Source organism: Xylophilus sp. PBN-3R (assembly GCF_057747805.1).
The window spans coordinates 2,238,949-2,265,159 of the sequence record NZ_CM173225.1; the positions used below are offsets into that span (position 1 = coordinate 2,238,949).

The 26,211-nt window shown below is 66.8% G+C and carries 27 protein-coding genes; 15 read left to right on the forward strand and 12 right to left on the reverse strand.

What is annotated here, in order from left to right; genetic code table 11:
• Positions 1-38: 38 nt before the first annotated feature.
• Genes AC3ANW_RS10675 through AC3ANW_RS10690 form a run of 4 tightly spaced genes read left to right on the forward strand, consistent with a single transcriptional unit; the run spans position 39 to position 3,575 of the window.
• Positions 39-665 (forward strand): paraquat-inducible protein A, encoded by a 627-nt coding sequence (locus tag AC3ANW_RS10675; RefSeq protein ID WP_488345149.1) that lies wholly within the window; start codon positions 39-41, stop codon positions 663-665.
• Positions 662-1,333, forward strand: a complete 672-nt coding sequence (locus AC3ANW_RS10680; RefSeq protein ID WP_488345150.1) for a paraquat-inducible protein A — start codon at positions 662-664, stop codon at positions 1,331-1,333. The genes AC3ANW_RS10675 and AC3ANW_RS10680 overlap by 4 nt, the downstream gene beginning before the upstream one ends.
• Positions 1,330-2,952, forward strand: coding sequence for a PqiB family protein (locus AC3ANW_RS10685; RefSeq protein WP_488345151.1), 1,623 nt, complete (start codon positions 1,330-1,332; stop codon positions 2,950-2,952). Before AC3ANW_RS10680 ends, AC3ANW_RS10685 begins: the two co-directional genes overlap by 4 nt.
• Entirely contained in the window at positions 2,949-3,575 is a 627-nt protein-coding gene (locus tag AC3ANW_RS10690; protein ID WP_488345152.1) for a PqiC family protein, read from the forward strand. Before AC3ANW_RS10685 ends, AC3ANW_RS10690 begins: the two co-directional genes overlap by 4 nt.
• Before the next feature lie 18 nt (positions 3,576-3,593).
• Here the strand turns inward: AC3ANW_RS10690 and AC3ANW_RS10695 are convergent, their stop codons facing one another.
• The 3 genes from AC3ANW_RS10695 to AC3ANW_RS10705 are packed head-to-tail and all read right to left on the reverse strand — an operon-like array spanning position 3,594 to position 5,748.
• Positions 3,594-3,902 (reverse strand): UBP-type zinc finger domain-containing protein, encoded by a 309-nt coding sequence (locus AC3ANW_RS10695; RefSeq protein WP_488345153.1) that lies wholly within the window; start codon positions 3,900-3,902, stop codon positions 3,594-3,596.
• 29 nt (positions 3,903-3,931) lie between these two features.
• Positions 3,932-5,200 (reverse strand): NAD(P)/FAD-dependent oxidoreductase, encoded by a 1,269-nt coding sequence (locus AC3ANW_RS10700; protein ID WP_488345154.1) that lies wholly within the window; start codon positions 5,198-5,200, stop codon positions 3,932-3,934.
• Positions 5,201-5,211: 11 nt separating this feature from the next.
• Positions 5,212-5,748 carry a Dps family protein gene (locus AC3ANW_RS10705; protein ID WP_488345155.1) on the reverse strand — a complete coding sequence of 179 codons (537 nt, stop codon included), beginning with the start codon at positions 5,746-5,748 and terminating at the stop codon, positions 5,212-5,214.
• Positions 5,749-5,969: 221 nt separating this feature from the next.
• Between AC3ANW_RS10705 and AC3ANW_RS10710 the strand changes: the two genes are divergently transcribed.
• A complete protein-coding gene (locus AC3ANW_RS10710; RefSeq protein ID WP_488345156.1) occupies positions 5,970-6,434 on the forward strand; it encodes a carboxymuconolactone decarboxylase family protein in 465 nt (154 codons plus the stop codon).
• Here the strand turns inward: AC3ANW_RS10710 and pdxR are convergent.
• Together pdxR and AC3ANW_RS10720 are read right to left on the reverse strand one after the other, a co-directional pair.
• Positions 6,419-7,816 (reverse strand): MocR-like pyridoxine biosynthesis transcription factor PdxR, encoded by a 1,398-nt coding sequence (gene pdxR, locus AC3ANW_RS10715; RefSeq protein ID WP_488345157.1) that lies wholly within the window; start codon positions 7,814-7,816, stop codon positions 6,419-6,421. The genes AC3ANW_RS10710 and pdxR overlap by 16 nt on opposite strands.
• A 1-nt stretch (position 7,817) precedes the next feature.
• Positions 7,818-9,362, reverse strand: a complete 1,545-nt coding sequence (locus AC3ANW_RS10720) for an EAL domain-containing protein (protein WP_488345158.1) — start codon at positions 9,360-9,362, stop codon at positions 7,818-7,820.
• 220 nt (positions 9,363-9,582) lie between these two features.
• Here AC3ANW_RS10720 and AC3ANW_RS10725 point away from each other — a divergent pair, with 220 nt between their 5' ends.
• On the forward strand, positions 9,583-9,744 hold the full coding sequence (locus AC3ANW_RS10725; protein WP_488345159.1) for a hypothetical protein: 162 nt from the start codon (positions 9,583-9,585) through the stop codon (positions 9,742-9,744).
• A 7-nt stretch (positions 9,745-9,751) separates the two neighbouring features.
• On the opposite strand, the gene otnI is transcribed toward AC3ANW_RS10725, so the two are convergent.
• The 5 genes from otnI to AC3ANW_RS10750 all read right to left on the reverse strand — a co-directional run bounded on the left by otnI (position 9,752) and on the right by AC3ANW_RS10750 (position 14,306).
• Complete coding sequence (otnI, locus tag AC3ANW_RS10730; protein ID WP_488345160.1) at positions 9,752-10,552, reverse strand: 2-oxo-tetronate isomerase; 801 nt, start codon at positions 10,550-10,552, stop codon at positions 9,752-9,754.
• Positions 10,553-10,574: 22 nt separating this feature from the next.
• The gene (locus AC3ANW_RS10735; protein ID WP_488345400.1) at positions 10,575-11,240 is read right to left on the reverse strand and encodes a class II aldolase/adducin family protein; all 666 of its coding nucleotides are present in this window, start codon (positions 11,238-11,240) and stop codon (positions 10,575-10,577) included.
• Positions 11,241-11,254: 14 nt separating this feature from the next.
• Positions 11,255-12,526, reverse strand: a complete 1,272-nt coding sequence (gene otnK, locus AC3ANW_RS10740) for a 3-oxo-tetronate kinase (protein WP_488345161.1) — start codon at positions 12,524-12,526, stop codon at positions 11,255-11,257.
• A gap of 6 nt (positions 12,527-12,532) precedes the next feature.
• Positions 12,533-13,435: an L-threonate dehydrogenase gene (gene ltnD, locus AC3ANW_RS10745; protein WP_488345162.1), complete on the reverse strand. Its 903-nt coding sequence runs from the start codon at positions 13,433-13,435 to the stop codon at positions 12,533-12,535.
• 97 nt (positions 13,436-13,532) lie between these two features.
• The gene (locus tag AC3ANW_RS10750) at positions 13,533-14,306 is read right to left on the reverse strand and encodes a FadR/GntR family transcriptional regulator (RefSeq protein WP_488345163.1); all 774 of its coding nucleotides are present in this window, start codon (positions 14,304-14,306) and stop codon (positions 13,533-13,535) included.
• 220 nt (positions 14,307-14,526) lie between these two features.
• On the opposite strand from AC3ANW_RS10750, the gene AC3ANW_RS10755 reads away from it, so the two are divergent.
• Together AC3ANW_RS10755 and AC3ANW_RS10760 are read left to right on the forward strand one after the other, a co-directional pair.
• Positions 14,527-16,281: a methyl-accepting chemotaxis protein gene (locus tag AC3ANW_RS10755; RefSeq protein WP_488345164.1), complete on the forward strand. Its 1,755-nt coding sequence runs from the start codon at positions 14,527-14,529 to the stop codon at positions 16,279-16,281.
• A gap of 43 nt (positions 16,282-16,324) precedes the next feature.
• On the forward strand, positions 16,325-18,157 hold the full coding sequence (locus AC3ANW_RS10760) for an EAL domain-containing protein (RefSeq protein ID WP_488345165.1): 1,833 nt from the start codon (positions 16,325-16,327) through the stop codon (positions 18,155-18,157).
• A 24-nt stretch (positions 18,158-18,181) separates the two neighbouring features.
• Here AC3ANW_RS10760 and AC3ANW_RS10765 read toward each other — a convergent pair whose 3' ends face one another.
• Complete coding sequence (locus tag AC3ANW_RS10765; protein WP_488345166.1) at positions 18,182-18,916, reverse strand: ABC transporter substrate-binding protein; 735 nt, start codon at positions 18,914-18,916, stop codon at positions 18,182-18,184.
• Positions 18,917-19,092: 176 nt separating this feature from the next.
• Between AC3ANW_RS10765 and AC3ANW_RS10770 the strand changes: the two genes are divergently transcribed.
• Positions 19,093-19,572 (forward strand): BLUF domain-containing protein, encoded by a 480-nt coding sequence (locus AC3ANW_RS10770; protein ID WP_488345167.1) that lies wholly within the window; start codon positions 19,093-19,095, stop codon positions 19,570-19,572.
• Here AC3ANW_RS10770 and AC3ANW_RS10775 read toward each other — a convergent pair.
• Positions 19,569-20,321, reverse strand: coding sequence for an IclR family transcriptional regulator (locus tag AC3ANW_RS10775; RefSeq protein ID WP_488345401.1), 753 nt, complete (start codon positions 20,319-20,321; stop codon positions 19,569-19,571). The genes AC3ANW_RS10770 and AC3ANW_RS10775 overlap by 4 nt on opposite strands.
• Positions 20,322-20,472: 151 nt before the next feature.
• Here AC3ANW_RS10775 and AC3ANW_RS10780 point away from each other — a divergent pair, with 151 nt between their 5' ends.
• The 6 genes from AC3ANW_RS10780 (at position 20,473) to AC3ANW_RS10805 (ending at position 26,193) form a co-directional block, all read left to right on the forward strand.
• The gene (locus AC3ANW_RS10780) at positions 20,473-21,468 is read left to right on the forward strand and encodes a Bug family tripartite tricarboxylate transporter substrate binding protein (RefSeq protein WP_488345168.1); all 996 of its coding nucleotides are present in this window, start codon (positions 20,473-20,475) and stop codon (positions 21,466-21,468) included.
• A 123-nt stretch (positions 21,469-21,591) separates the two neighbouring features.
• Complete coding sequence (locus AC3ANW_RS10785; protein ID WP_488345169.1) at positions 21,592-22,278, forward strand: RraA family protein; 687 nt, start codon at positions 21,592-21,594, stop codon at positions 22,276-22,278.
• Complete coding sequence (locus AC3ANW_RS10790) at positions 22,275-23,222, forward strand: NAD(P)-dependent oxidoreductase (RefSeq protein WP_488345170.1); 948 nt, start codon at positions 22,275-22,277, stop codon at positions 23,220-23,222. The genes AC3ANW_RS10785 and AC3ANW_RS10790 overlap by 4 nt, the downstream gene beginning before the upstream one ends.
• Positions 23,223-23,296: 74 nt before the next feature.
• Positions 23,297-24,289 carry a tripartite tricarboxylate transporter substrate binding protein gene (locus AC3ANW_RS10795; RefSeq protein ID WP_488345171.1) on the forward strand — a complete coding sequence of 331 codons (993 nt, stop codon included), beginning with the start codon at positions 23,297-23,299 and terminating at the stop codon, positions 24,287-24,289.
• 39 nt (positions 24,290-24,328) lie between these two features.
• The gene (locus tag AC3ANW_RS10800) at positions 24,329-25,285 is read left to right on the forward strand and encodes a tripartite tricarboxylate transporter substrate binding protein (RefSeq protein ID WP_488345172.1); all 957 of its coding nucleotides are present in this window, start codon (positions 24,329-24,331) and stop codon (positions 25,283-25,285) included.
• A 14-nt stretch (positions 25,286-25,299) separates the two neighbouring features.
• Positions 25,300-26,193 (forward strand): amidohydrolase family protein, encoded by an 894-nt coding sequence (locus tag AC3ANW_RS10805; RefSeq protein WP_488345173.1) that lies wholly within the window; start codon positions 25,300-25,302, stop codon positions 26,191-26,193.
• Positions 26,194-26,211: the final 18 nt, after the last annotated feature.

Sequence of the window (26,211 nt, forward strand, 5' to 3'; positions counted from 1 at the left end):
TCCGCGGTGATGTCCCGCCCCGGCCGCCCCAAACCTCCATGATCGAAGTCCCCGAAGCCATCGTCTGTGAAAGCTGCGATGCCGTCTGCGAGCGCCGGCCGCTCCAGCGCCGCGAGGTATCGAACTGCCCGCGTTGCGGGGCCGAACTGGAGCGCGACACCCGCAGCCAGCAGCAGCACGTGCTGCCGCTGGCCATCGCCAGTCTTTTCATGTTTGCCGTCGCCAACCTGTTTCCCATCGTCGAGATCGAACTGCGCGGCCTGCGCAGCCAGACCACGCTGGCCGGCGCGGTGATGACCCTGGCCGCAGAGGGCCGCTCGCTGGTGGCGCTGCTGGTGCTGGCCACCACCATCCTGTTCCCTCTGCTGCAACTGCTGATCCTGGTCTGGCTGCTGGTGCCGCTCCAGCATCCACGGCATGCGCGGCGCGCCGCCGGTTTTGCCTTCCTGGTCAACAGCATCCAGGTGCTGCGACCCTGGGGAATGATCGAGGTATTTTTGCTCGGCGTACTGGTTGCGCTGGTCAAGCTGTCCGGCATGGCCAAGGTCATCCCCGGACCGGCCCTGTGGGCCTTCGCCGCGCTGACGGTGCTGCTGACGGCCGTGCTTTCGTTCGATCCGCGCGGTTTCTGGACCATGGCGCAACGCGCCAGGAACGCGCCGTGAACGAACATCTCCCGGTGACCACCGCCTGCTCCGCCGGGCTTTCACCGTGCCGCCACTGCGGCACCGTGTGGCGCGATGCAGCCGAAGGCCAGTCCTGCGAACGTTGCGGGACCGTGCTGCGTGCCCGCAAACCCGACAGCTTCAACCGCACCTGGGCGCTGCTGATCGCCGCATGCGTGATGTACCTGCCGGCCAACCTGCTGCCGGTGATGATCACCCGCTCGCTATTCGGCGTGCAGAGCGACACCATCCTCAGCGGCATCATCTATTTCTGGATCAGCGGCTCGTACGGCATCGCCGCCATCATCTTCGTGGCCAGTTTCCTGGTGCCTTTGTTCAAGCTGGCGGCGCTTTTCATCCTGCTGGTGACGGCCCAGCGTCGCAGCGACTGGCGGCGTGGCGACAGGGCGCGCCTCTATCACATCATCGAGGTCATCGGCCGCTGGTCGATGCTCGATGTGTTCGTGGTCGCGCTGCTGACCGGCCTGGTGCAGATCAAGGGTTTCGCGCAGATCACCGCGGGCCTGGGCATTGCCGCCTTCGCCTCGGTGGTGGTGCTGACCATGCTCGCATCGCTCAGCTTCGACCCCAAGCTCAGCTGGGACGACCGCGCCGCGGCCGAACCATCGACCTCTCACAAGACATTCCCTGAAACAGGTTCCGCATGAACGGTGACGATTCCAACCCTCCACTGGCCGCGCCGCAGGTCAAGCGCCGCCGCAACTGGCTGCCTTCGCTGATCTGGCTGATTCCGGTAATCGCCGCGCTGGTCGGCATCACGCTGGTGGCGAAGGTGCTGGTCGATCGTGGCCCGGAAGTCGAGGTCAGCTTCAAGACGGCCGAAGGCCTCGAGGCCGGCAAGACCGCCGTGAAGTACAAGGACGTGCAGATCGGCGTGGTGCAGAGCCTGCGCCTGGCCAAGGACCGTTCGCATGTGCGCGTGGTGCTCCAACTCAGCAAGGACGCCGACGGATTCACCGCGAAAGACACACGTTTCTGGGTGGTGAGGCCGCGGCTCGACACCAGCGGAATCTCGGGCCTGAACACCCTGCTCTCGGGTGCCTACATCGGCGCCGACGCGGGTGTCGACGAAGAGACCGGCAGCAGCTTCACCGGGCTCGAAACGCCCCCTATCGTCACTCGCGACGCGTCGGGAAAACAGTTCCTGCTGCATGCGGCCGACGTGGGTTCGCTGGATGTGGGATCGCCGGTCTATTACCGCCGCATCAAGGTCGGCCAGGTCGCGGCCTTCGATCTCGACAAGGACGGCAAGGGGGTCAGCCTGCGCATCTTCGTCAACAAACCCTATGACAGTTTCGTCGGCGCCAACACCAGGTTCTGGCACGCCAGCGGCATCGACATGCAACTGGGCGCTGGCGGTGTCACCCTGCGCACCCAGTCGGTGGCGTCCATCCTGCTGGGCGGTATCGCCTTTCGCGCGCCGGACGACCGCAATGGCGCAGAGGCCACGGAAAACACCACCTTCACCCTGGCCGAGGACGAGACCACGGCGCTCAAACCGCCGGACGGCCCGGCGCACCTGCTGATGCTGTACTTCAACCAGTCGGTCCGCGGCCTGTCGCCCGGCGCGACGGTCGACTTCCGTGGCGTGAACATCGGCGAGGTCCGGTCCATCGGTGTCGAGTGGGACAAGGTCGGGCAGCAGCTGCGCATGCCGGTTCTCGTGCAGATATATCCGAACCGGGTGCGCGGGCCCAAGGATCAGAACGAGCCCGAATCCCGGCTGGAACAGGAAACCCAGCTGCGCCGCATGATCTCCAAAGGCATGCGCGCCCAGCTGCGCTCGGGCAACCTGCTCACGGGCCAGTTGTACGTGGCCATCGACTTCTTCCCCAAGGCGCCGCCGGTCACCGTGGATGTCAGCAAGGAACCGTTCGAGATGCCCACCATGCCTGGCAGCTTCGACCAGCTGCAGTCGCAGGTGCAGGAGATCGTCACCAAGGTCAACAAGGTGCCGTTCGACGAGATCGGGCAGGACATCCGCACCACGCTGGCCAGGCTGGACAAGACCCTGGCCAATGCCGAGCAGCTGACCGCCACCCTCAACAGGGACGTGGCACCCGAAGTCACCGCCGCGGTGAAGGACGCCCGCAAGACCATCGACAACGCCGGCCGCACCCTGGCGCAGGATTCGCCCCTGCAGCAGGACATGCGCGAGACGCTTCAGCAGCTGAACCGCACCGCCGCGTCGGTCCGCACCCTGACCGACTACCTCGAACGCCATCCCGAATCGCTGCTGCGCGGCAAACCGGACGACAAGAAATGAATTTCTCATCGCTGACCAAAGCCCTGGCCGTGTTGTCCGCAGCCGCACTGGCGGCCGGCTGCGCGGGCCCCAAGGACCGCTACTACACCCTCGCCGCAACGGCTGAAACCGCAACGGCCGCGCCGTCGCCCGCACCATCCACGCCGCTGTTCATCGAGATGGCACCCGTCGCCATGCCCGAGCGCCTCGCACGGCCGCAGATGGTGGTCCGCAAGGACGCGCCCGGTGCGGAAGTGCGTGTGCTGGAACAGCATCGCTGGGCGTCATCGTTCGAGAACGAACTGCGCGATGCACTGGCCGCAGGTGTCGCCGCCCGCACCGGTGCGATCGACGTCACCCGGGGCGGTCGTCAGGCCAGCCAGCCGGTTTGGCGCATCGCGGTGCAGGTGCGGCAGTTCGATGCGGTCGAAGACCGGCGTGTCGATGCCGCCATGAGCTGGACGTTGCGGCGGGTGGACCGCGACGCCGCACTCAGCTGCAGCTGGGCGGGTTCGGAAAAGGCCGACGCGGGCATCGACGCACTGGCCTCAGGCGCGCAACGGCTCGCGCGGCGTGCAGCAGATGCCATAGGTGACCAGATGCTGGCCCTTCAGGCATCGGCTTCCGCCGCCTGCATCCGCTGAACCGACGGAGCCGCGCCCTCAGTAATAGCGCGGCATCGGTCCGTTGTGCGGCGTCGGCGCGTCGGGCAGGTCGACCTCGACATCGTCCACGAAACACCAGCCCCAGCCTTCCGGCGGGTCGTAGCCTTCGATGATGGGATGCTGCGTGGCCTGGAAATGGGCGCGCGCGTGGCGGTGCGGCGAATCGTCGCAACAGCCCACATGGCCGCAGCTGCGGCACAGGCGCAGATGCACCCATTGGCTGCCGATCTTCAGGCATTCCTCGCAACCCAGGGCGCTGGGCACCACCTGGTGGATGGTGTCGGTATGGCTGCAGACATGGCGCATGGATCAACTCCTTCTTGAGATGTTACGGGTCAGAGGCTGGCCAGGTGCTGGTGCACGAAGGCCACCGCCATCGCACCTTCGCCGACTGCGGAAGCCACCCGTTTGATGGACCCATGCCGCACGTCACCCACCGCAAACGAGCCCGGAACGCTGGTTTCCAGCGGAAAAGGCGGACGCTTCAGCGGCCAGTCGCGGTATTTCGTTTCCTTGATGCCCGGCACCAGAAGATCCTGGCCGGTGATCAGGTAACCGGCGGCGTCGCGCACGATGCTGGTGTCCCGTGCCCAGTCGCTATTGGGCTGGCCGCCGATGCAGACGAACACATGACCGGTCGCCAGTTCGGTCTGCTCGCCGGTATTGCGGTCGCGTACGGTGATGCCTTCCAGCGACCGGTCCCCATGCAGGCCGATCAGTTCGCAATGCGTCACCACCCGGATGTTGGTGGCCGCGTCGATCTTGCGCACCAGGTAGTCCGACAGGGTGTCGGCCAGCCGGTCGCCGCGCACGAGCATCACGACATGCTCGGCGAACGCCGCCAGGTACATCGCGGCCTGTCCGGCAGAATTGCCGCCGCCCACGACGTAGACGGTCTCGCCGCCGCACATCGGCGCTTCGCTGGCGCCTGCGCCGTAAAACAGTCCGGCGCCCAGAAAACGCGCCTCGTCCGGCAGCCCCAGCCGCCGCCACTCGATGCCGGTCGCGCAGATGTTGCTGCGAGCGGCCAGCTTGGTGCCGTCGGCCAGGTCCACATGGATGCCGCCATCGATGAAAAGGGCGTGCACACCTTCGCGCAACCGCAGGATCTCGGCACCGAAACGCACTGCCTGCTGGCGCGCCCGTTCGGCCAGGTCACGCCCGCTGATCCCCTGCGGAAAACCCAGGTAGTTCTCGATCAACGACGAACTGCCGGCCTGTCCGCCGATGGCCTGCCGTTCGACCAGCACGGTGCTCAGGCCTTCGGACGCGGCGTACACCGCTGCGCTGAGACCGGCCGGGCCGGCGCCGTAGATGGAAACGTCGTAGATCTTCAAGCGCGGCTGCTCGATCCAGCCCAACCGCCGGGCCACGTCTTCTATGGTGGCCGACAGCAGCCGCGAACCGTCCGGAAACTCGCACACCGGCAGTTGCGGGTCATCCAGGCCGTGGATGCCGGGCACATCCATAACGCTCCGTTCGTCCAGTTCGACCCAGTCGTAGCAAACCACGCTGCGGCTCAGGAAGTCGCGCAGCTCGAAGGCAGCGGGCGAATGGGCACAGCCCAGCACACGCAGATGAACCGGTCCGGTGTTCTTGGCCACGGCGTCTCCGGTCAGCCGGCGTTGCGGCCGGATTCGAACAGGAACCAGGTGCGGCGTTCGGTCTCGTCGATCCAGTTCTCGAGCAGGCTCGACGACGCGATGTCGCGGTGTTCGTCGGTCACGTCGTGGGCTTCGCGCAGGCGGGCGGCCAGCGTCTTGTTGTCTTCGCGCAGTTCGGCGAGCATGTCCAGCGGGTCCACGTATTCGGCGTCGTTGTCGCTGATGCGCTGCACGCGGGCGATGTGGCCGACCGAGCGCAGCGTGGTGCCGCCCACCTTGCGGATACGTTCGGCGATCGGGTCGGTCATCGCGAACAGCTGGTCGCCCTGCTCGTCCAGCAGCAGGTGGTAGTCGCGGAAATGCGGACCGCTCATGTGCCAGTGGAAGTTCTTGGTCTTGAGGTAGATGGCGAAGACGTCGGCCAGCACGCCGTTCAGCGCGGCCGAAATGTCCTTGCACGCACCTTCTGCCAGGTCGCTGGGCGTGCCCAGCGGGGCCTTGCGGCGGGCGTGGAGTTCAGCTGTCTTGCTGTCGGTCGGGTTGCTCATGAATCATTCCTTTGAAGGCGAAAGATGCGGGAAATACGGGCCGGGCGCCCGAAATCCACATGCTGACAGCGGGCAGCCGGCCTGGCATCCGACCGAAGGAGCATTGACAAGCCGCACAACTCCGCTCGACCCGATGGTCCAGTCGTTCCGGCAATTCTTGCCTCTGGCTGCCGCTGCATCGGTTACCTAAAGTTCGCTCGTCTAACGAAGGAACACATGCCATGACCCAACGCATCGACCACACCCGCGCCGCTCCCAATGCCGCCAAGGGTTTCTACGCCACCGGCGCCTATCTGAGCCAGTGCAGTCTGCCGCTGCCGCTGGTGGACCTGGTCTATCTGCGGGTGTCGCAGATCAACGGCTGCGCCTACTGCATCGACAAACATTCGCGTGACCTGATGAAGCAGGGCCTGGACATCGACAAGCTGGTGTTGCTGCCGGTGTGGCGCGAGGCCGGGCCGCTGTTCGACGACCGGGAAAGAGCGGCGCTGGCCTGGGCAGAATCCGTCACCGACGTGGCCCGCAGCGGAGTTCCGGATGCCGACTTCGCCGCCGTGTCGACCGTGTTCAACGAGCGTGAAGTGGTGGACCTGACCATGGCAGTCAGCCTGATGAACGGCTTCAACCGACTGGGTGTCAGCCTCCGGCTCGAACCCGAAGGCGCACGGGTTCAGCCCGCAGCCTGATCGATCAGCGCCTTCAGGCGCGACCAGTGCAAGGCCGCCTCTTGCGGCAGCAGGTTGGTCACGCCCAGCAGTAAACCCTGCCGTGCTGCGGCCGGTGTCGCGTACCAGGGCGACAGCGGCACCGGGGCCAGGCCGTGCTGCCGGCAACGGCGGGTCAGTTCCACATCCGACACGCCCTGTGGCAACTGCATCAAGACTGCCAGCGCACTCGGCCGATGGGTGATACCCGTTGCCTGCAGGCAGGCGACCAGCGCGTCGCGCCGCTGCAGGTACAGGCGTTTCATGCGGCGCAGATGGCGCAGCAGGTGGCCGTCTTCCAGGAACTCGGCGGCCGCCCACTGGACCGACGGCGTCGGCGCCGAACCGCCCAGCACCGACGCTTCGTCGAAGTGCGCAACCTGGGCCGCAGGGACCACCACGAAACCCAGGCGCAGCGTCGGGCTGATGGTCTTGCTGAAAGTGCCGATATGCAGCACCCGATCACCTCCACCGCTCGCCGCCAGGGACGGCATCGCCCTGCCCTGCAGCTGCAGTTCACCCAGGTAGTCGTCTTCCAGCAGCCAGGCGCCGGTCCGTGCGGCCCATTTGCCCAGCGCCAGCCGGCGCGCCGGCGACATCACCACGCCCAGCGGTGCCTGGGCGCCCGGCGTGACCACGGCCAGCGCCGCATCGGCTGCCAGCATTTCTCCGGCCGCGACATCGAGCCCCGACGAATCGACCGGCACCGGCACACACGCAAGACCGAGTCCGGCCAGCAACTGCCGGGTCGGCGGATAACCGGGGTCTTCGAACCAGGCCCGGCCTTTCAGGCCCAGTGCCAGCACTGCCAGGCCCACACCCGCCGCCTGTCCGCCGGTGACGAACACCTGCGCCGGGCTGCAGGCGATGCCGCGCGCCACCGCCACATAGGCCGCTATGGCCGACCGCAGCGCCGGTTCGCCACGGGGATCGGGATAGAACAGACCGGCACCCGTGGATTCGCGTGCCGCCCGGGTGTAGATGCGCGACCAGACCTTGGCCGGAAACCCATCCTGTGCCGGCACGCCCATCTGGAACACACCGGGCGCACGCGGATAGTCCGCGATCGGGTCACGCAGGCTTGCGACCGGCCGGCCGCCACCGGGCGCAACCGGAATCTGCCGCGCCACGTGGGTGCCGGCCGCGCCCGACGACACCACCAGCTGGGCATCGACGAGGGATTCGTAGGCCGCCTGCACCGTGCCGCGCGCCACGCCCAGCTGCGATGCCAGGTCGCGCCACGAGGGCAGCCGTGCGCCAGGCGCCAGTTGACCGGCCGCGATGGCGGCGCGCAGGGCCTGGGTGATCTGTTCGGTCACCGGCTCCCGGGCCTGGCGATCGACCCGGAAATCCAGGTTCGGCATGTCAGCGCACCGATTTCTGCACGAAGGCCATGAATTCGCCGGCGGGCAAGGCCTTGCTGTAAAGCCAGCCCTGCGCCCATTCGACGTCGCGCTCTCGCAGCCAGGCTGCCTGCCCCTCGGTTTCCACGCCTTCGGCCACGATGGAAAGCCCCAGCGTCTTGGCCATGCCGACGATGTGATCGATCACCGAACTGGGCGCTGAAATGGTGCCGATGGCGTCGACGAAGGCCTTATCGATCTTCAGGGTGTCGGTCGGCAGGCTCTGCAGGTATTGCAGGCTCGAGAAGCCGGTGCCGAAGTCGTCGATGGCAATGGCGTAACCCAGCGCCCGGGCTTTTTCCAGAGTGGCGCGGGCCGCGTCGATTTCCATGAAGCCGCGCTCCGTCGCCTCCAGCCAGATCTGGTCGCGCCGGATCTCGCTGCCCTCCAGCGTCTGTTCCAGCACCGGCAGAAAGCGTCCGCTCTTGATGTCGGCGGCGGCCAGGTTGATGGCCACGTGCAATGCCCGGTGTTGCAGCAGGAAGGGGCCGAGGTCGCGCACCACGGCTTCCATCACCTGGTCGGTGATCGGGCAGATGAGGCCGCTCTCTTCGGCCAGGGGAATGAAGAGGTCGGGCCGCACCATCGAGCCGTCGGGCCTTCGCCAGCGCACCAGGGCCTCGGCGCCGATGCACGCGCCGGTCTTCAGTTCCACGATCGGCTGGTAGAAGACCACGAACTCGCGCCGCTCCACCGCGATGGCCAGTTCCGCCAGCGGCGACAGGCGTTTGCGCGACAGGCGCACCACCAGGAAGACGATAAAACCGCCGACGAACATGCCGATCGGCAGCAGCCATACGAGTTCCTTCAGCAAACTGGTGCCCAGCTTGCTGCGGTCGCGCAGCGCCACCGCCGTCCAGCCGTCCGCCTGCGCCACGGCGAACAGGAAATGCCGGTCGATGCCGGTGCCGGCGGTGGCGGCCACCCGGCCCACCGCGCTGCGTTCGGGTGCCCGCAGTTCACTCACCACTCGGGAACCGTGCAGAACGGCGATGCGGACGTCCTCGTCCACGATCACGTCGGCCAGGCGGTTGGCATTGATCAGCACGTTGTAGTTTCCGCGCAGCAGGGCGGTCACCGCATCGCCGTGGGTGACCAGCGGCTGCATGCGCAGCGTGACCTGGATGCCGTCGTCGGTGGTGAAGTCGCCAGGCAGCTTGGGCACCTGGACGACGGTGCTGCCCCAGGACGTACAGCGCAGGAAACCGTCTTCGAAGTAACCGATCTCCTCGACCGTGTGTGAATTGAAGGTCAGCCGCCGCATCTGCTCCAGGTGCTCCGGCGAACAGGGCCTGCCGGTCCAGGCTTCCATCTTCTTCAGCGCCTCGGCTCCCAGTTGGAGTGTGACCCGTGTGTTCTGCAGGCTGCGGGTGGCGTAGGCGGCCAGAAGCGCCTGCTCCTTGGACAAGGCGCGTTCCCACGACAGGAAACCCATCAACGCCAGCGGCACGATGGCCCCCAGAAAAGCCAGGAAGACCGCCTGCGTGATGACTCTCGACCGATTCAATGCATCTCCCTTTCAGTGCCTGTTTGTCACGCCGAGCCGTAAATATGCATCATCGACGCGGCCGGATCGACTACGCGCTGTAGTCCAAATCGCGGCCGGACGGCCCAAATGACTGACGCTGGGGTAGGCCCGGGCCCGAGGCTGGCGGGCCGATGGGCCTGCAAACGGATGGGGTGGTGCCCGCCACGGCGCACCGGCCGGGCGGGGGACTATTCAATTCATGAAAGCCGCTCTCCAATCCCGCCAAACCGCAGACTTCCTGGCTGTCGCCGCCATGGCGCTGCCGGTTGCAGCGGCGGGTCTGTCCAACCTTCTGGACCAGTCGATGCGCCGTCCTTCGCTGGCCGGCCTGCTGATCCAGTCGGTCCGCCTGGCTTTCTGAATCCGGCTCAGCGCATCCAGCCGAGACCGTCGGAAGTGCCGTTGGCGACCGCTCCACGCGCAGGGCGGTATTCGCAACCCACCCAGCCATCCCAGCCGCATTCGGCCGATACTTCGTCGATCACCTTGAAGAGGTAGGTGTAGTCGAGTTCGCCCATATCGGGTTCGTGGCGCATCGGTACGCCGGCGATCTGAAGATGGCCGACACGGCCTGTCGGCAGGTATCTGCGCAGCTTCATGGCGACATCGCCCTCGACGATCTGGCAGTGGTACAGGTCGAACTGGACCTTGAGGTTTGCCGCGCCGACGTCTTCGACGATCTGGTGGGCCTGGTCCTGCCGGTTGAGGAAGAAACCCGGCATGTCGCGGCCGTTGATCGGTTCGATCAACAGGTCCTTGCCGGACTTCGCTGCCTCGGCGGCGGCCCAGCGCAGGTTATCAACATAGGTGCTGCGGGCCACGTCGGCAGCAAGGCCGGCAGGCACCAAGCCGGCCATGACATGGACGCGCGGGCAGCCGAGAACCGCTGCGTATTCCATGGCCTTCGCGATGCCGGCCCTGAATTCTTCCTGCCGCCCCGGCAGGCAGGCCAGGCCGCGTTCGCCGCTTTCCCAGTTGCCGGGCGGCGCGTTGAACAGCACCTGCTGCAAGCCATTGGCTTTCAGGCGCGCGGCAAGTTCGGCAGCCGGCACCGCGTAGGGGAACAAGTATTCGACCGCGGTGAAACCGTCCTTCGCGGCGGCATCGAAACGGTCCAGAAAGTCGAGCTCCGGATAGAGCATCGAGAGGTTGGCGGCAAAACGGGGCATGGTCGTTTCTATAAAAAAGGGTTTACCAACGAGCGCCGAAGCTGCGACGCAGTTCTTCTATCCGGTCTTCGTCCAGCGGCCGGGTGCCGGCGACGGACAACATGTGCAGCCGCGCGGTTTCTTCCAGTTCCTCCAGCACCGACATGGCAGCGGAAGGGGTTTCGTGCCAGACGTTCGGTCCGAGGCGCGACAGCATCACTGCGCGAATGGGCGTGGCCGCGTCGCCGTAACTGCCGATGGCGGCAGCGACCGCCTCGGCGGCCTCGGCGGCCCCCGGCCGGTGATAGTCGACGACCGGCACGCGGCCGACCTTCATCACGAAATACGGCGTCAGCGCGGGCAGCAGTTCAGTTCCGACATCGGGCCTCAGGGTGAGCGCCACGCAGTGCGTGCTGTGCGTATGGATCACGCAGGCGGTGGCCGCGTCGTAACGTCGGGCCGCCGCGTAGATCCGGGTGTGCAGCGCGATGGTCTTGCTGCCGCGGTCGCCGGAAATCTGCTGGCCGGCGCTGTCGAGCCGGGCCAGCCGTGCCGGGTCGAGGAATCCCAGGCAGGCGTCGGTCGGCGTGATCAGGAAACCTTCCTCCATCCGTACGCTGATATTGCCGGCCGTGGCGTGCACATAACCGCGTTCGAACAGGCTGCGTCCGATGCGGCAGATCTCGTCGCGTGCCTGGGTTTCGGTCATCGCCGTCACGGACGTCATGCCAGCACCTGGAAGGCCTTGGTGAAGAAATCGTCGGTGCCGAAGTTGCCCGACTTGAGGGTGACATGCACACCCGCACCGCCGGCCGCATCGGCCCGTGCATGGCACCAGGGCACACCCGGGTCGATCTGCGGACCGATCTGCATCTGGTTCACCCCCAGCGCCTGCACGCAGGCGCCGGAGGTTTCACCGCCGGCCACCACCAACTGCCGGACACCCAGCTCCACCAGCCCGCGGGCGACGGCGGCGATGGTGCGTTCGACCAGGGCTCCAGCCTCTTCCACTCCCAGCCGGCCTTGCACCGCTTTGACCGCGCCGGTCTCCGCGGTCGAATACACCAGCACCGGGCCGGCGGCCAGCAGCGGCGCGGCCCAGGCCAGCACTTCGGCGGTGACGTCTGCGCCGCAAGCAATGCGCAGCGGGTCGACAGCCATGGCCGGAAGACCGGTCGAGATGAAATGCGCCACCTGTCGATTGGTGGCGAGGGAACAGCTGCCCGAAACCACCGCCTGCCGCCCGCCGGCGGACGGCAGCACACTGGCCTGCGACGAGGGCTCGATGCCGAAGTTGGCCGGCAGGCCGATGGCCACGCCAGACCCGGCCGTCACCAGCGGCATGCCCTTCAGGGCCGGACCCAGCCGCAGCAGGTCGTCGTTGGTGACCGAATCGACCACCGCCATCGCCACCCCGTCCGCGCGCAGTTCGGCAATGCGCTGCCGCACCGCATCGGATCCGCGCGCCACCACCGTGTGGTCGATCAGCCCGACCCTGCGGGTCGCCTGGCTCTGCAGCACACGCACCAGGTTGGCGTCGGTCATCGGCGTGAGCGGATGGTTCTGCATGCCGCTCTCGTTCAGCAGCAGGTCGCCGACGAAAAGGTAGCCCTTGAAAACGGTGCGTTTGTTGTCCGGAAAGGCCGGCGTGGCGATGGTGAAGTCGCAGCCCAGCGCATCCATCAGCGCTTCGGTCACCGGGCCGATGTTGCCGGCCGCGGTGCTGTCGAAGGTGGAGCAATACTTGAAGTAGATCTGTTCCGCACCCTGGGCCTGCAGCCATTGCAGAGCCGCCAGCGACTGCGCGATGGCATCGGCCGGTGCGACAGTGCGCGACTTCAGCGCCACCACCACGGCATCGACATCGGCCGCCAGCGAAGTTCCGGGCACGCCGATGGTCTGCACCACCCGCATGCCGGCGCGCACCAGGTTGTTGGCCAGGTCGGTGGCGCCGGTGAAGTCGTCGGCAATGCAGCCGAGCTTGATCTTGCCCATGTGTCCTCAGTCCTTCTGCTGGCCTTCGGGCAGCGTGATGCCCGGGAAAATCTTGATCACCGCGCTGTCGTCCTCGCGCGCGAAACCGGCGGTCGATGCCTGCATGAACATCTGGTGGGCGGTCGATGCCAGCGGCAGCGGAAACTTGCTGGCCCGCGCCGTGTCCAGCACCAGGCCCAGGTCCTTCACGAAGATGTCCACCGCCGACAGCGGCGTGTAGTCGCCGGCCAGCACATGGGCCATACGGTTCTCGAACATCCAGCTGTTGCCTGCGCTGTGGGTGATGACCTCGTACAGCGCGTCCGGTGCCACGCCTTCACGAAGCCCCAGGGCCATGGCTTCGGCTGCAGCGGCGATGTGAACGCCGGCCAGCAGCTGGTTGATGATCTTCACCTTGCTGCCCGCGCCGGCCTTGTCCGCCAGCCGGTAGACCTTGCCGGCCATCGCGTCCAGCACCGGGTCGGCAGCGGCATAGGCGGCGGGCGTGGCGGCCGTCATCATGGTCATGGCGCCGGCAGCTGCCTTGGCCGCGCCACCGGAAATCGGGCCATCCACGTACAGCACGCCAAGGTCGGCCAGCCGTGCTTCCAGCGCCATCGACCAATTGGGATCGACGGTGGAACACATCACGAAGACGCTGCCGGGCGGCATGGCTGCCGCAGCGCCACGGTCGCCGAACAGCACCGTCTCGGTCTGGGCGGCGTTGACCACGACCGACACCAGCACCGGGCAGGCCGCGGCCAGTTCGGCCGGTGAAGCCATGGCAACGCCGCCTCGCGAGGCGAAGGCTTCTGCCGCGCCGGGCCGCACATCGCACACATGGACGTTGAAGCCGCGGTTGCGCAATGTGCTGGCGATGCCGAGCCCCATCGCGCCCAGGCCGATCACACCGACGTTCTTGGAAGTCATGCGGAAATTCTCGTTGTTGACAAGTCGATGCCAGGTAATTTATCAGGTTGTCATACGAATTTGATCGTTCGCCGCACGGGTGATTACCCGATGCGGACTACGGTTTCCGCAGACCATCGGTCAGCGGTTGGGCCAGCGCCTCGCCTTCCTGCTGCCAGAAAGCAGGGTCTGCAGCCCTGATACGGCGAATCGCGTTGTTCATGTGGCAGGCCGCGGCATGCCTGGCCGCGGCCGGATCGCCGGAGTCGATGGCTACCACGATATCCCGGTGTTCAGCGGCAACTTCGGCTGCAAAGTCCAACCGCCGCGCTTCGTTCGCGCGTGTCACCCGGGTGGCGCCCTTGAGGTATTGCCGCAGGTAATTCAGAGTGTCGATGAGAAAAGGGTTGTGGGCCGCGTCCGCGATGCTGCGGTGGAAGGCAAGATCTTCCGCGACACCGTCCGCCCCCGCCGCGACCGCGCCTGCCAGTGCCTCGATCGCGGTACGGATACGCGCCATGTCGGCCGCGCTCCGCCGCTCGGCCGCCAGTCCCGCCACCTCCGCCTCCAGCGCGCGCCGCACCTCGACCATCTGAACGACGGCTGCCTGCGACCCCGCATGCCGGGTGTCGAAATGCAGCGGCGCCATGCCGGCTTCCAGTACATACAGACCGCTGCCCTGGCGCGAATCGACCAGGCCCATCGACTTGAGTCGGGACACTGCTTCACGTACCGACGTGCGACTGACACCGAACTGCTCGGCCAGCGCCGCCTCGGTCGGGAGTTTGTGCCCGGCTTCAAGCCTGCCCGCGCGGATCCCGGCTTCCAGTGCCTCGGCCACCCGGTCGGAAAGCCGGGCAGCCGGAAGAAGGGAATTGAATCGTGCGGTCATGCTTGCGGCTGGTCGTGTGCTTGTCACACGACTTTAGCGGAAGCCCACGGCGACGGCCGGTCAGGAAGCGTTCGAGCCACCCGCCCCGGCAGCCGCTGTCGGAAACGACGCACGGCGCGCCCCAAAACAATCAATCGATGCGATAGCGCAAATATCGCCCGCGATCAGCATCCGGTAAGGAGGTTTGCCGCGTAATGCCTGCACTGCTTTGAATCGAATCATGAAAACCAACCAACTTCGCATCGGCACCAAGCTCGGCCTGGCCTTCGGCCTCATCACCGTTCTGACCATTCTCCTGGCATTCGCGGGGTGGTGGCAGATGCTGTCTATCCAGAGTGCGGCGGCCGACCTGGGGACCAACTGGCTGCCCAGCGTCCAGGCAGTGGGCGAGGTGCGCGTCGCGGCGAACCGCATCAGGCGAACCGAAAGCGAGCTGTTCCTTTCCGAAGCGCAGACCTCAGGTGACAAATACAGGGCCGAGCTGAGCAAACGCATGGAGGCTCTGATCGAGAGCGAAGCCAGGTACGAACCGCTGGCAACGCCAGGAGAAGAAACCCGCCTGCTGCAGCTCTACAAGACCCAACGCTCCAGCTACCAGCAGATTCAGCAACGCCTGCTTGCCCTGCCCGCCGCCAGCCGGGAAGAAATCTCCCGGCTGTTCCTCGGCGAATCAGAAGCCGCTTTTGACACCATGGCCGGCACACTCGGAGAACTCGCGGCTTTCAACCGGGCCGGTGGCGACAAGGCCGAGGCCGCTTCCCGCGCAGCTTTTTCCCGCGCGCAATTCACCCTGGGCGGCCTGCTGCTGATCGTCATCGCCATGGCGGCGGCGCTCGCCACCTGGATCACCCGGCTGGTGACCCGGCCCATCCACCGGGCGGTTTCCATCGCCGAGGGCGTTTCGGCCGGCGACCTGACCATGAAGATCGAAGCCGACGGGAACGACGAACCGGCGCAACTGATGCGGGCCCTGTCGGCCATGCGGGCGTCGCTCGAATCCGTGGTGGCGGACGTTCGTTCCAATGCCGAAGGCGTGTCCAGCGCCAGCTCGGAAATCGCCCAGGGCAACCACGACCTGTCGGCCCGCACCGAACAGCAGGCATCGGCGCTGGAAGAAACCGCTGCGTCGATGGAAGAGCTGAGCTCCACCGTGCGCACCAATGCGGACAACGCCCAGCGCGCCAACGAGCAGGCCGACAGCGCTGCCGGCATCGCCCGCCGCAGTGCCGAGGATGTCGAAGCCATGGTCGGCACCATGAAAACCATCGACGCCTCCTCGCGCAGCATCGGGGAGATCATCGGCGTCATCGATTCGATCGCCTTCCAGACCAACATCCTCGCGCTCAACGCGGCCGTCGAGGCTGCACGCGCCGGCGAACAGGGTCGCGGTTTCGCCGTCGTGGCGAGCGAGGTGCGCAGCCTGGCCAAACGCAGCGCCGATGCGGCCAAGCAGATCAAGGATCTGGTCGCCGCCAGCGAAACCAGCGTGACGGAAGGCTCGCGCCAGGCGGCCCGCGCAGGCACCTCGATGCGTGAAGTGGTGGCGTCCATCGCCCGGGTGGCGGCCATCGTCGAAGAGATCAGCGTGGCCACACGCGAACAGAGCGCCGGCATCGAACAGGTGGGCGAGGCAGTGGTGCAGATGGACCAGACCACCCAGCAGAACGCCGCGCTGGTCGAACAGAGTGCGGCCGCATCGTCGGGCCTCAGCCAGCAGGCCGAACAACTGGTGGCGTCGGTGGCGGTGTTCCGCCTGCCGGGCACTGCGCATTCGCATGCACCCGCATATGCGAATGCATCGGCGGCACATGCACATGCGGCAATTGCAGCAACGACATCGGCTCCGGCACGTTTCCCGGCGCCCCGTGCCGCGGCCCGGCCTGTCGCGCGCAAGGCGCCGGCATTGCCGGCTGCGCCGGCCAAGCCCGCACCGGTCGCTGCGACAGTGGGCGATGACGACTGGGCGAGCTTCTGACCGGCCGACCCGACCTGCGGACCCTGCTCCTGCCCCTGCCGACATGACCCTCCCCAAGACATTCCCCGGACCGGCGGCCGTGCCGGAGTGCACCGCCGAACCGGCGCGCATCCAGGCATTGCGCGGCCTGCAGCTGCTCGACAGCCAGCCGACCGAATCGTTCGACCAGATCACCAGGCTGGCCAGCCTGATGTTCAAGGCCCCGATCGCGCTGATCTCGCTGGTCGATTCCGACCGCCAGTGGTTCAAGTCGCGGCACGGCCTGGACACCCAACAGACCGAACGCGAGTTTTCGTTCTGCAGCCATGCCATCGGGCAGTCCGGCGTGATGGTGGTCCTGAACACCACCCGCGACCCGCGGTTCGCAGGCAACCCCCTGGTGACAGGCTTTCCCCACATCCGTTTCTATGCCGGCGCGCCGCTTATCCTGGCGTCGGGCGAAGCCCTCGGCACGCTGTGTGTCATCGACCACGAGCCGCGCGAGTCCTTCGACGAACGGGAACAGGCGCAACTGTCCACCCTTGCCGAACTGGTCATGGGCCAGATCGAACAGCATCGCAAGACCGGTCGGGTGAATGAAGTCACCCGCCTGCCGAACCGCACGCGGATGTCGGAGGACATCGAGGCGCGCATGCTGGTCGACCCCGGATCGACCCACGGGATGCTGCTGATCGACGTGATCGACCACCAGAGGCTGCAGGAGACGGCACGCGCCGTCGGCAGCGAACCGCTGGAGGCCACCTTGCGTGACGTTGCAGCCCGCCTGCGCGAAATTGTCGGCACCGGCTGGCCGCTGTACCACGTCGGTGAAACCCGGTTCTGCGTGAAGATGCGCGGCAACGACCGTGCAGAGCGCGAAGCCTTCTGCCGCGCCACCATCGAGCGGCTGGAGCGCCCTTTCAACAGCCGGGGTGTCGCGGTCGAACTCGACGTCGTGGCAGGCCTGGTGGAGTTCAGCCTCACCGAGCACGACGGCGTCGACGCTTTGCGCAAGGCGACATCCGCGATGCAGGAAGCCGCCGCCCGCGGGCAAAAATTCTGCTGGCACGACGACACGCTGGACGCCGGTCACACCCGCGCCTACCAGCTGATGGGGGAAGTTTCCGGAGCGCTGTCGCGGGGTGAGTTCCGGCTGGTCTATCAACCCAAGTTCAACTACGGCGCGGCTGCATTTACCGGCGTCGAAGCCCTGGCGCGCTGGCACCATCCGGTGCATGGCGACGTGTCGCCCGGCGAGTTCATTCCGTTGATCGAGAAGACAGCACTCATCCACGAGTTCACCCGCTGGGCGTTGAGCCAGGCGCTGGCGCAGGCGGCGGCCTGGCAACGTGCCGGCATCCGGCTGACGGTGGCGGTCAACGTGTCGTCGCGCAATCTCGACGAGCCGACTTTTGTCGAATCGGTACGCAGCATCTGCGCCTCCAAACAGGTCGACCCCCGATGGCTGCATGTGGAATGCACTGAAAACGCGGTGCTGACCAGCGCCGAAACGCGGGCTGCCCTGGCCGAACTCTGCGATATGGGCGCGCAGGTTTCGCTCGACGACTTCGGCATGGGTTATTCCAACCTGTCCTGCCTGCAGGGACTGCCGGTTCAGATGCTCAAGCTCGACCAGTCGCTGGTCCGGCCGATGGAGACCGATCCGGCTTCGTTCGAACTGGTGCGGTCGCTGATTCTTCTCGGCCACTCGCTGGGTTTCCGCATGTTGGGAGAAGGCGTGGAGACCCGGCGTGCGTTCGACCTGCTGGTGGAAGCCGGTTGCGACGCCATGCAGGGCTATTACCTCGGCCGCCCGATGGAGCCGGCGCTGATTCCGGCTTTCATGCGGGCGCCGCCGGTGGCGGCCACGGCCCCGGCATCTGCCGCTTCGGACTGATCCGGGACCGGCGGTGCGGCGGCCCTACATCGCGGCCGGCGCCACCGATGCACCCCGGACACCGTGGCGCTCCAGCGCTGCCGCCACGAAACCGCCCGACTTCTGTTCTTCGACAAAAGTCCGCAGAAAGCCGGCCGCAATGTCGCCCCGCGATTTCGGCAGCCCCATCGCCTGCTGGATGACCATGAAACGCCCCGGCAGCAGGCGGTTGCCGGGATGGCGAAGCAGATCTGCTTCGAGTTGCTGGCGCACACCGGCGGCCACTTCGAAACCGCCTTCGACAAAAGTGTCGACCACCGCCTGCGAATGGGTCGCCCGCACCAGTTCGGCCTGCCTGATTTCGCGTGTCAGGTACAGGTCGTAGGCGCTACCCTTGCCGACCACGACACGCCGGCCCGGACGGTCGACTTCTTCGTTGGACTGCAGCGGCGAACTGTTCGCGACCAGGTAGGCACCTTCGATCAGCACATAGGCAGCGGTGAACTGGATGCCCTCGCCTCGCAGGGGATCGATGGCGAAGAAACCGACGTCGGCCTGTTCGGCGGTGACCGCGGCGACCGACTGGCCCGCGGTGTCGAAGACCCGCAGTTCCACTTCGACACCCAGCCTGGCTGCCAGCCCACGCGCCAGGTCGATGGAGACGCCGACCGGCTCGCCGTGGGAGCCACGATTGGCGAGCACGGGATTGCCCAGGTTGATGGAGGCGCGCAGGCGGCCGGTGGGCGCGAAAGCGGTGACGATTGCGGAGGAAACGGACATGGTTCAGGTCGATCTGAAAGAGTGGAACGAACGTTCCGGATTCCGACATTATTCGCCGCGGCGCACGGTCGGAAAGCCTTGTGCGCATCGGCGTCCCCGCCACGGTCGCTTCAGGCCGGCGCACCGATAGGTCAAATCCTGACAAATGGCCGGCGCGGCCGCGTCCACCGTGGCGCATGCACACCGATTCCCTGGCCACCATCTTCACCATCAGCCAGTGCACGGCCGATGAAACCGAACGACGCAGGCTGGTCGCCATCTCGCGCGGGAACCTGAAAAAGCTGAACGTCACCGGTTGCCTCTTCTGGACCGGCCGTTTCTTCGCGCATGTGCTCGAAGGCACCGGCCGGCAGCTCGGCAAGGCGCTTGCGGCGCCCTGCAACGAAAGCCGCCTGAGCGCGCCCAAGGTGGTTTTGCAGACACGCACGGAAACGCGCGAATTCGCCGTTGCGCCCCTGGCGTTCATCGCGGTGCCCGACTTCGACGAAGCCGTTTCCAGGGTCTACGAAGGCGCCGGCGGCAGCAACGCAGTCCGGGTGCTGATGGCTCTGCTGATCGGCGAATACTTCGAGCGACTGCCTCAGGGCGTCGATGCGCCGGCAACCGGGCCCGCCGAGACCGTCGAGTCCCGAAGAGGCAACAGCGCAACCTTCTAGGGATGCCAGGTGGTCAGCACCGGCGGTGTGTTGGCCGACGTGGCCCCCGCGAGGCTGTAAGAAAGCTGGTTGGCCGAACCCATCACGTCTTGTGCCATGGCGGTCAACTGGTCTTCGGTCAGCCGTGATGAAGGCCCTGAAATGCACACCGAGCCCAGCAGCTTCCAGTTGAGCCCGAATACCGGCGCGGACACGGTGGCCACGCCTTTTTCGCGTTCACCGATCGAGAGGTGGTAACCCCGTGCGCGGATCGCTTCGTAGATCTTTCCGGATTGCCCGGTGAAGGCCAGGATCACCCGGCCGGGTGAACCGCGGTCCAGCGGCAGCGCCTCGCCCATGCGGGCATGGTGGCGCAGAGGATGCGGGCCTTCGACCCGGAACAGGCAGGTTCGGAAGTCACCTTCGCGCACGTAGAAGGCAGCGCTTTCGCCGGTCAGCTTGCTCAGGTCGCGCAGCATGGGTTCGATCACGTTCTGGATGTCGAAACCGGACTGGTAGCGCGCGCCCAGCCAACCGGCGGCAGGCCCCAGCCGCCATTCGCCGTCGTCGCACTGGACCATGTAGCGGTGCATCGCCAGGGTGCGCGCGATGCGCAGCACGGTGGTCTTGTGCAGGCCGCAACGCCGGCTCAGTTCGCCCAGGCCGAGCTTGGGTTCACCCAGGGCAAAGGCCTCCAGCAACTGCATGGCACGGCTGACGGCCACCACACTTCCGGTGCTCGGCATCTCGGTTTCATCGGGTTCCGGCATGGTGGCGGAAACCTCGGGTTTGCCCTTGGCAGCGTTTCGCATAACACACCTCATTTCGACAGTCGAAACGCAATTGTATATATCGAAACGCTTGTCTACAGTCCGGCCACGGCCACTGAACGATGGCCATGCAACCACACCGGAGACAAAAATGAGCTTTAGGACCGCCGTCGATCGACGTACCGCCATCGCCGCCACCATCGCGCTCGGCGCTCTCTTCGCCGCCACCGGCGCCATCGCCCAGGCGGCCTATCCGTCCAAGCCCATACGCCTGATCGTGCCCTTCCCGCCCGGCGGCGGCACCGACCTGATTGCCCGTACCGTCGCACAGAAGCTGACCGACACGCTCAAATGGACCATCGTCATCGACAACCGTCCCGGCGCGGGTGGCAACCTCGGTGTCGACACCGCGGCCAAGTCGCCGGCCGACGGCTACACGCTGGTGATGGGCCAGACCAGCAACCTGGCCATCAACCCGACGCTCTATACCAAGCTGCCCTACGACCCGCTGAAGGACCTGGTGCCGGTGGTCGTGGTGTCCAACTCGCCGATCGTCATCGCGGTGCCGGAAGCCTCGCGTTTCAAGACCTTCGCCGACGTCGTGGCAGCCGCCAAGAAGGAACCCGGCAAGGTGACCATGGGTTACCCGGGCAACGGCACCGTGGCCCACCTGTCGAGCGAGCAGGCTGAAAAAGCCGCAGGCATCGAACTGCAGCACGTGCCCTACAAGGGCGCCGCCCAGGCGCTGACCGACGTGATGAGCGGCCAGATCGACCTGTACGCCTCGTCGGTGCCGACGCTCATCGGCCAGGTGCGCAACAAGAAGATCCGCGCGCTGGTGGTGACATCGGCCAAACGCTCCGAACAATTGCCCGATGTGCCGACGCTGGCCGAGTCCGGCTACAAGGGGTTCGACGCGGTTTCCTGGTTCGGCATCATGGCGCCGGCCGGTACCCCGCCCGCCATCGTCAAGACCCTCAACGTCGAGATCAACAAGGTGCTGAAGATGCCCGACGCCGCCGAAAAACTGAAGTCCGACGGCGGCGACGTGATGGGTGGCACGCCCGAGGCTTTCGCCGCCCTGCTCAAGGCGGACATCCCGCGCTGGGGAAAGATCGTCAAGGAATCCGGCGCCACCATCGACTGACCCGGACGGCCGGCGTCAGCCGGCTTTTCCGCCCTCTCCGACGCTCCACGAACAAGGCTCAAAGAGACAGGCACGCCTGCTTCTCGAGCCGTCTTCCATCAACACCTCCAACAGATCCGCACCATGAGCCAGCTTCCAGAAATCGTCCGTGAATTCGACCGTGTATCCCCCGAAGTGGTCGCCAGAGCCAGGACCTTCCAGGCCGCCATCCTGGCCGACGTCGCAGGCCGCCGCGGCACCATGCACGCCCGTGTCGCACCGGTCGATGCAAAGATGATCGTGGCCGGCCCGGCCTTCACCGTCGAGGTGCGCCCCGGCGACAACCTGATGATCCACGCCGCCATCGCGCTGGCGAAACCCGGCGACGTGCTGGTGATCGACGGCAAGGGCGACCAGACCGCCGCCCTGATGGGCACGCTGATGCTCAGCGCCTGCAAGAAGCTGGGCCTGGCCGGTGTCGTGGTCGACGGCGCCATCCGCGACAAGCTCGAACTGCTGGACCTGGGATTCCCGGTCTTCAGCGCCGGCTTCAACCCCGCCGGCCCGACCAAGTACGTGCCCGGCCGCATCAACCACCCCATCTCGGCCGGCGGCGTCACCGTCAACCCGGGCGACCTGATCGTCGGCGACGCCGACGGCGTGACCGTCATCGAGCGTGAAAAAGCGCCCGCCATGATGGACCTGGCGGTGAAGAAGGTGGCCGACGAAGCCGCCCGCCTGGAAGCCATCGCGCGCGGCGACACCGCTTCCAAGTGGCTGCCCGCCGCCCTGCGCGCCGCCGGTGTTCTGAAGGAAGGCGAATCGCTGTGAGCACTGCCACCAAGCCCCGCATCCTGGTCACCGGCGCCGACCTGGCGCCCCAGGCGCTGGCCCTGCTGGGCGACTACGAAATGGTGTACGCCGGCAAGACGCCGTCCCAGGAAGACATCGTCGCCCTGTGCCGACAGCACGACCCTTCGGCAGTCATCGTCCGCTACAACGGCATGAGCGCCGCCGCCATGGACGCGGCACCCTCGCTGAAGGTGATTTCCAAGCACGGCAGCGGCACCGATTCCATCGACAAGGCCGCAGCCAGGGAACGCAGCATCGAGGTGGTGGCCGCCGTCGGCGCCAATGCCGCGGCCGTGGCCGAACAGGCGATGGCACTGCTGCTGGCCTGCGCCAAGTCGGTGGTCGCGCTGGACGCCCGCATGCACGCCGGCCACTGGGACAAGTCCACCCACAAGAGCCTGGAACTGGGCGGACGCACCGTCGCCCTGGTGGGCCTGGGCGCCATCGGCCAGCGTTTTGCGCGAATGGCCCATGCGATGGACATGAAGGTCATCGGCTTCGACCCGTATGCCAGGAACCTGCCCGACTACATCCGCGTGGTCGACATGGACACCATCTGGAAAGAGGCCGACGCCATCTCGCTGCACTGCCCGCTGACCGACGAGAACCGCGGCCTGCTGAACGCCGGGACGCTGGCTGAATGCAGGCGCGGCGTGATCGTGGTCAACACCGCTCGCGGCGGACTGATCGACGAGCCGGCGCTGCTGGCCGCGGTGCAGTCCGGCCAGGCGCGCGCCGCCGGCCTGGACAGTTTCGCGGTCGAGCCGATGACGGCCGGCCACATCTTCCACGGCCAGCCGAACTTCATCCTCAGCCCGCACATCGGCGGCGTCACCAGCGATGCCTACGTGAACATGGGCGTGGCAGCGGCCACCAACCTGCTGGCCGTGCTGGACCGGCAGCCACAGACCGCCAGCGCCTGAGCCCTGGCTACGGAGTCCTGCAAGCGGCAGCCACCGCTGCCGCTTGCAGGCGATGAATAAAAAAGGAGACCGACATGAATTCGCCTGCTTCGGCACGCGCCGCCTTGTGCTGCGCCATCGTTTCCACCCTCTCGGCCGTGGCCCCTGCCGCCATCGCGCAGCCCGCTGCATATCCCACCAAACCCATCCGCCTGGTGGTCGGCTTTTCTGCCGGCGGCCCGACCGACGTGGTGGCCCGCGCCTTTGCCGACTATGCCGGCCGCACACTCGGCCAGTCGGTCATCGTGGACAACAAACCCGGCGCCAACACCATCCTGGCGGCTGAAGTGGTGGCGGTCGCCCCGGCCGACGGCTACACGCTGCTGCTGGGCGCGACCAACCACACGATGATCCCGGCGCTCTACAGCGCACGTGTCAGGTTCGATGCGCTCAAGTCCTTCTCGCCCATCTGCACCCTGGCCGTCAGCCCCACGGTGCTGGTGGTCGGACCGGCGATGCCGGTCAGGTCGCTCGCGGAATTCCTGCAGCAGGTGCGCGCCCAGCCCGGCGCGCGCACCTATGCCACGCCCGGCAGCGGCAGTGGCGGCCATTTCGCCAGCGAGCAGTTCACCCGGCTGACCGGCACGAAGATGAACCACATCCCCTACAAGGGCGCGGCCCAGGCCGTGACCGACCTGATGGGCGGCCAGGTGGACAGTTCATTCGCCACCCTGGGCTCGGTGCTGCCCCAGGTGCAGACCGGCAAGCTTCGTGCGCTGGCGGTGGCATCGCCCCAGCGCTCGGCCCTGCTGCCCGATGTGCCGACCTTCGAGGAGTCCGGGGTCAAGGGCTATTCGGCAGACGCCTGGTACGGCCTGCTGGCACCCGCCGGCACGCCCGCCGACATCGTGGCGAAACTGACCCGCGTGGCCAGCGACTTCAGCCGCCTGCCCGCCACCGGAGAAAAGCTCAAGGGCCTGGGCATGCAGGCGCAGAACACCTGCGGCGAGCGGTTCGCCACGCAACTCGACGGCGAGATCAAGGCGGCCACCAGGACCGCTCGCGAACTTGACCTGAAGCTCGAATAAGCCAGCCCGCGCCCATCGAAAGACATCCAGGAGACATCCATGAAAAACGCCCTCAAATCCCTCGTGATCGCCTGCGCCATGGTGGCCGGCGCTGCCCACGCCGCGTTCCCCGACAAGGTCATCACCATCGTCGTGCCCTACGCACCGGGCGGCGCGGCAGACGCCCTGGCCCGCCAGCTTGCGGTGCGCATGGGCAGCAAGCTGGGCACCAGCGTGATCGTCGACAACAAGCCCGGCGCCAGCGGCACCATCGGCCAGGCCTTCGTGGCCCGAGCACCGGCGGACGGCTACACCATGCTGTACGACGCCACCCCGTTCTCCATCAACCCGGCGCTGTTCTCCAACCTGAGCTTCAGCGACAAGAGCTTCCAGCCGCTGACACTCGTGTCGCTGTCGCCGAACGTGCTGATCGTGCGCAAGGAGTCCCCGCTGAAGGACCAGAAGGAGCTGATCGCCAAGGCCCGGGCGGAGCCCGGCAGGATCAATTTCGCCTCGGGCGGCAGCGGCACGGTGCAGCGCCTGGCGTCGGAGCTGTACCGCCAGGGGCTGGGCCTGGACATGGTTCACGTGCCCTACAAGAGCGGCGGCCCCGCCATCTCCGACGTGATGGGCGGCCAGGTCGATTTCATGTTCAGCACGCTGGCCGCCAGCTATCCGCTGATCACCTCCGGCAAGCTGCGTGCGCTGGCCATCTCGTCGCCCAGACGCTCGGCACTGCTGCCCGAGGTGCCGACCGTCGCCGAATCTGCCCTGCCCGGTTACGAAGCCTTCGAATGGAACGGCCTGCTGCTGCCGGCGGGCACCCCGCCGGCCGTGGTGCAGCAACTGCACAAGGCGGTGGCCGAATCGCTGCAGGACGAGGAACTGAAGAAACGTTTTGCCGACATGGGTGCGCAGACCGTGGGCAACACGCCGGCCGAGTTCAGCACCTTCCTGCAGAAGGAACAGGCCAAATGGGCCGAGGTGATCCGCAAGGGCAACATCAAGCTGGACTGACCGAACCCGCCCTCATGCAGACCGACACCGACGTACCCCATTCCGCTGGCGGCGCCGCGCCCTCCCTCGCCCTTCCGGCGGGGGCCTGCGACAGCCACATGCACATCTTCGACCCGCGTTTCCCGGCTTCGCCGCACTGGCACCGCACCCCGCCGGTGGCCGATGTGCCCGCCTACCGGCTGCTGCAGCAACGTGTGGGCACCAGCCGCACGGTGGTGGTGACGCCGTCCACCTACGGCGTGGACAACCGCTGCACCCTGGACGCCGTGGCCAGGCTGGGTTCGCAGGCTCGCGGGGTAGCGGTGGTCGATGTAGATGTGGGCATGGCCGAACTCCGGAGGCTCGATGCGCACGGCATACGCGGCCTGCGGGTGAACTTCTACAGTCCCCAGTCCTGGGGCGTGACCACCGCCGGCATGCTCGCCACCCTGGCCACCAGGGTGGCGCAGCTGGGCTGGCACATCCAGGTGCTGGCGCCGTCGGCGAAGCTGCTGGAACTGGCCCCGGTGCTGCAGGCGCTGCCGGTGCCGCTGGTCATCGACCACATGGCACTCATAGGCCCCGAGGAAGGCTGCCGGGGCCCGGCATTCGCCCTGGTGCGGCAACTGCTCGACGCCGGCCGCACCTGGATGAAACTCTCCGGCGCCTACATGGAATCGCGCAGCGGCGGACCGCTTTACGCCGACCGCGACGCCCTGGCCAGCGCCCTGCTGGCCGCCAACCCGCAACGCATGCTTTGGGGCAGCGACTGGCCGCACACCACCGCCGCGCCCGGCAGCGTGGACGACGCCCTGCTGCTGGACCAGTTCCGCCGCTGGTGCACCAGCGACGCGCAGCGCGATGCCATCCTGGTGGATAACCCCGCCGCGCTCTACGGCTTCGACACACCCGTCCTCCATGCACCCTGAATCGCACTGACTTGCCCC

Bases quoted from the DNA above. Each gene is read 5' to 3' on its own strand.
- pdxR (WP_488345157.1), bottom strand. From the start codon at position 7,816: ATGCCGAACCTGGATTTCCGGGTCGATCGCCAGGCCCGGGAGCCGGTG.
- AC3ANW_RS10735 (WP_488345400.1), bottom strand. From the start codon at position 11,240: ATGACCGAAACCCAGGCACGCGACGAGATCTGCCGCATCGGACGCAGC.
- AC3ANW_RS10765 (WP_488345166.1), bottom strand. From the start codon at position 18,916: ATGTCCGTTTCCTCCGCAATCGTCACCGCTTTCGCGCCCACCGGCCGC.
- AC3ANW_RS10710 (WP_488345156.1), top strand. From the start codon at position 5,970: ATGACCCAACGCATCGACCACACCCGCGCCGCTCCCAATGCCGCCAAG.
- AC3ANW_RS10775 (WP_488345401.1), bottom strand. From the start codon at position 20,321: ATGCCGGAACCCGATGAAACCGAGATGCCGAGCACCGGAAGTGTGGTG.
- AC3ANW_RS10685 (WP_488345151.1), top strand. From the start codon at position 1,330: ATGAACGGTGACGATTCCAACCCTCCACTGGCCGCGCCGCAGGTCAAG.
- AC3ANW_RS10770 (WP_488345167.1), top strand. From the start codon at position 19,093: ATGCACACCGATTCCCTGGCCACCATCTTCACCATCAGCCAGTGCACG.
- AC3ANW_RS10805 (WP_488345173.1), top strand. From the start codon at position 25,300: ATGCAGACCGACACCGACGTACCCCATTCCGCTGGCGGCGCCGCGCCC.
- otnK (WP_488345161.1), bottom strand. From the start codon at position 12,526: ATGGGCAAGATCAAGCTCGGCTGCATTGCCGACGACTTCACCGGCGCC.
- AC3ANW_RS10690 (WP_488345152.1), top strand. From the start codon at position 2,949: ATGAATTTCTCATCGCTGACCAAAGCCCTGGCCGTGTTGTCCGCAGCC.
- AC3ANW_RS10695 (WP_488345153.1), bottom strand. From the start codon at position 3,902: ATGCGCCATGTCTGCAGCCATACCGACACCATCCACCAGGTGGTGCCC.
- AC3ANW_RS10675 (WP_488345149.1), top strand. From the start codon at position 39: ATGATCGAAGTCCCCGAAGCCATCGTCTGTGAAAGCTGCGATGCCGTC.
- AC3ANW_RS10800 (WP_488345172.1), top strand. From the start codon at position 24,329: ATGAAAAACGCCCTCAAATCCCTCGTGATCGCCTGCGCCATGGTGGCC.
- AC3ANW_RS10795 (WP_488345171.1), top strand. From the start codon at position 23,297: ATGAATTCGCCTGCTTCGGCACGCGCCGCCTTGTGCTGCGCCATCGTT.
- AC3ANW_RS10755 (WP_488345164.1), top strand. From the start codon at position 14,527: ATGAAAACCAACCAACTTCGCATCGGCACCAAGCTCGGCCTGGCCTTC.
- AC3ANW_RS10725 (WP_488345159.1), top strand. From the start codon at position 9,583: ATGAAAGCCGCTCTCCAATCCCGCCAAACCGCAGACTTCCTGGCTGTC.
- AC3ANW_RS10705 (WP_488345155.1), bottom strand. From the start codon at position 5,748: ATGAGCAACCCGACCGACAGCAAGACAGCTGAACTCCACGCCCGCCGC.
- otnI (WP_488345160.1), bottom strand. From the start codon at position 10,552: ATGCCCCGTTTTGCCGCCAACCTCTCGATGCTCTATCCGGAGCTCGAC.
- AC3ANW_RS10760 (WP_488345165.1), top strand. From the start codon at position 16,325: ATGACCCTCCCCAAGACATTCCCCGGACCGGCGGCCGTGCCGGAGTGC.
- AC3ANW_RS10750 (WP_488345163.1), bottom strand. From the start codon at position 14,306: ATGACCGCACGATTCAATTCCCTTCTTCCGGCTGCCCGGCTTTCCGAC.
- ltnD (WP_488345162.1), bottom strand. From the start codon at position 13,435: ATGACTTCCAAGAACGTCGGTGTGATCGGCCTGGGCGCGATGGGGCTC.
- AC3ANW_RS10780 (WP_488345168.1), top strand. From the start codon at position 20,473: ATGAGCTTTAGGACCGCCGTCGATCGACGTACCGCCATCGCCGCCACC.
- AC3ANW_RS10785 (WP_488345169.1), top strand. From the start codon at position 21,592: ATGAGCCAGCTTCCAGAAATCGTCCGTGAATTCGACCGTGTATCCCCC.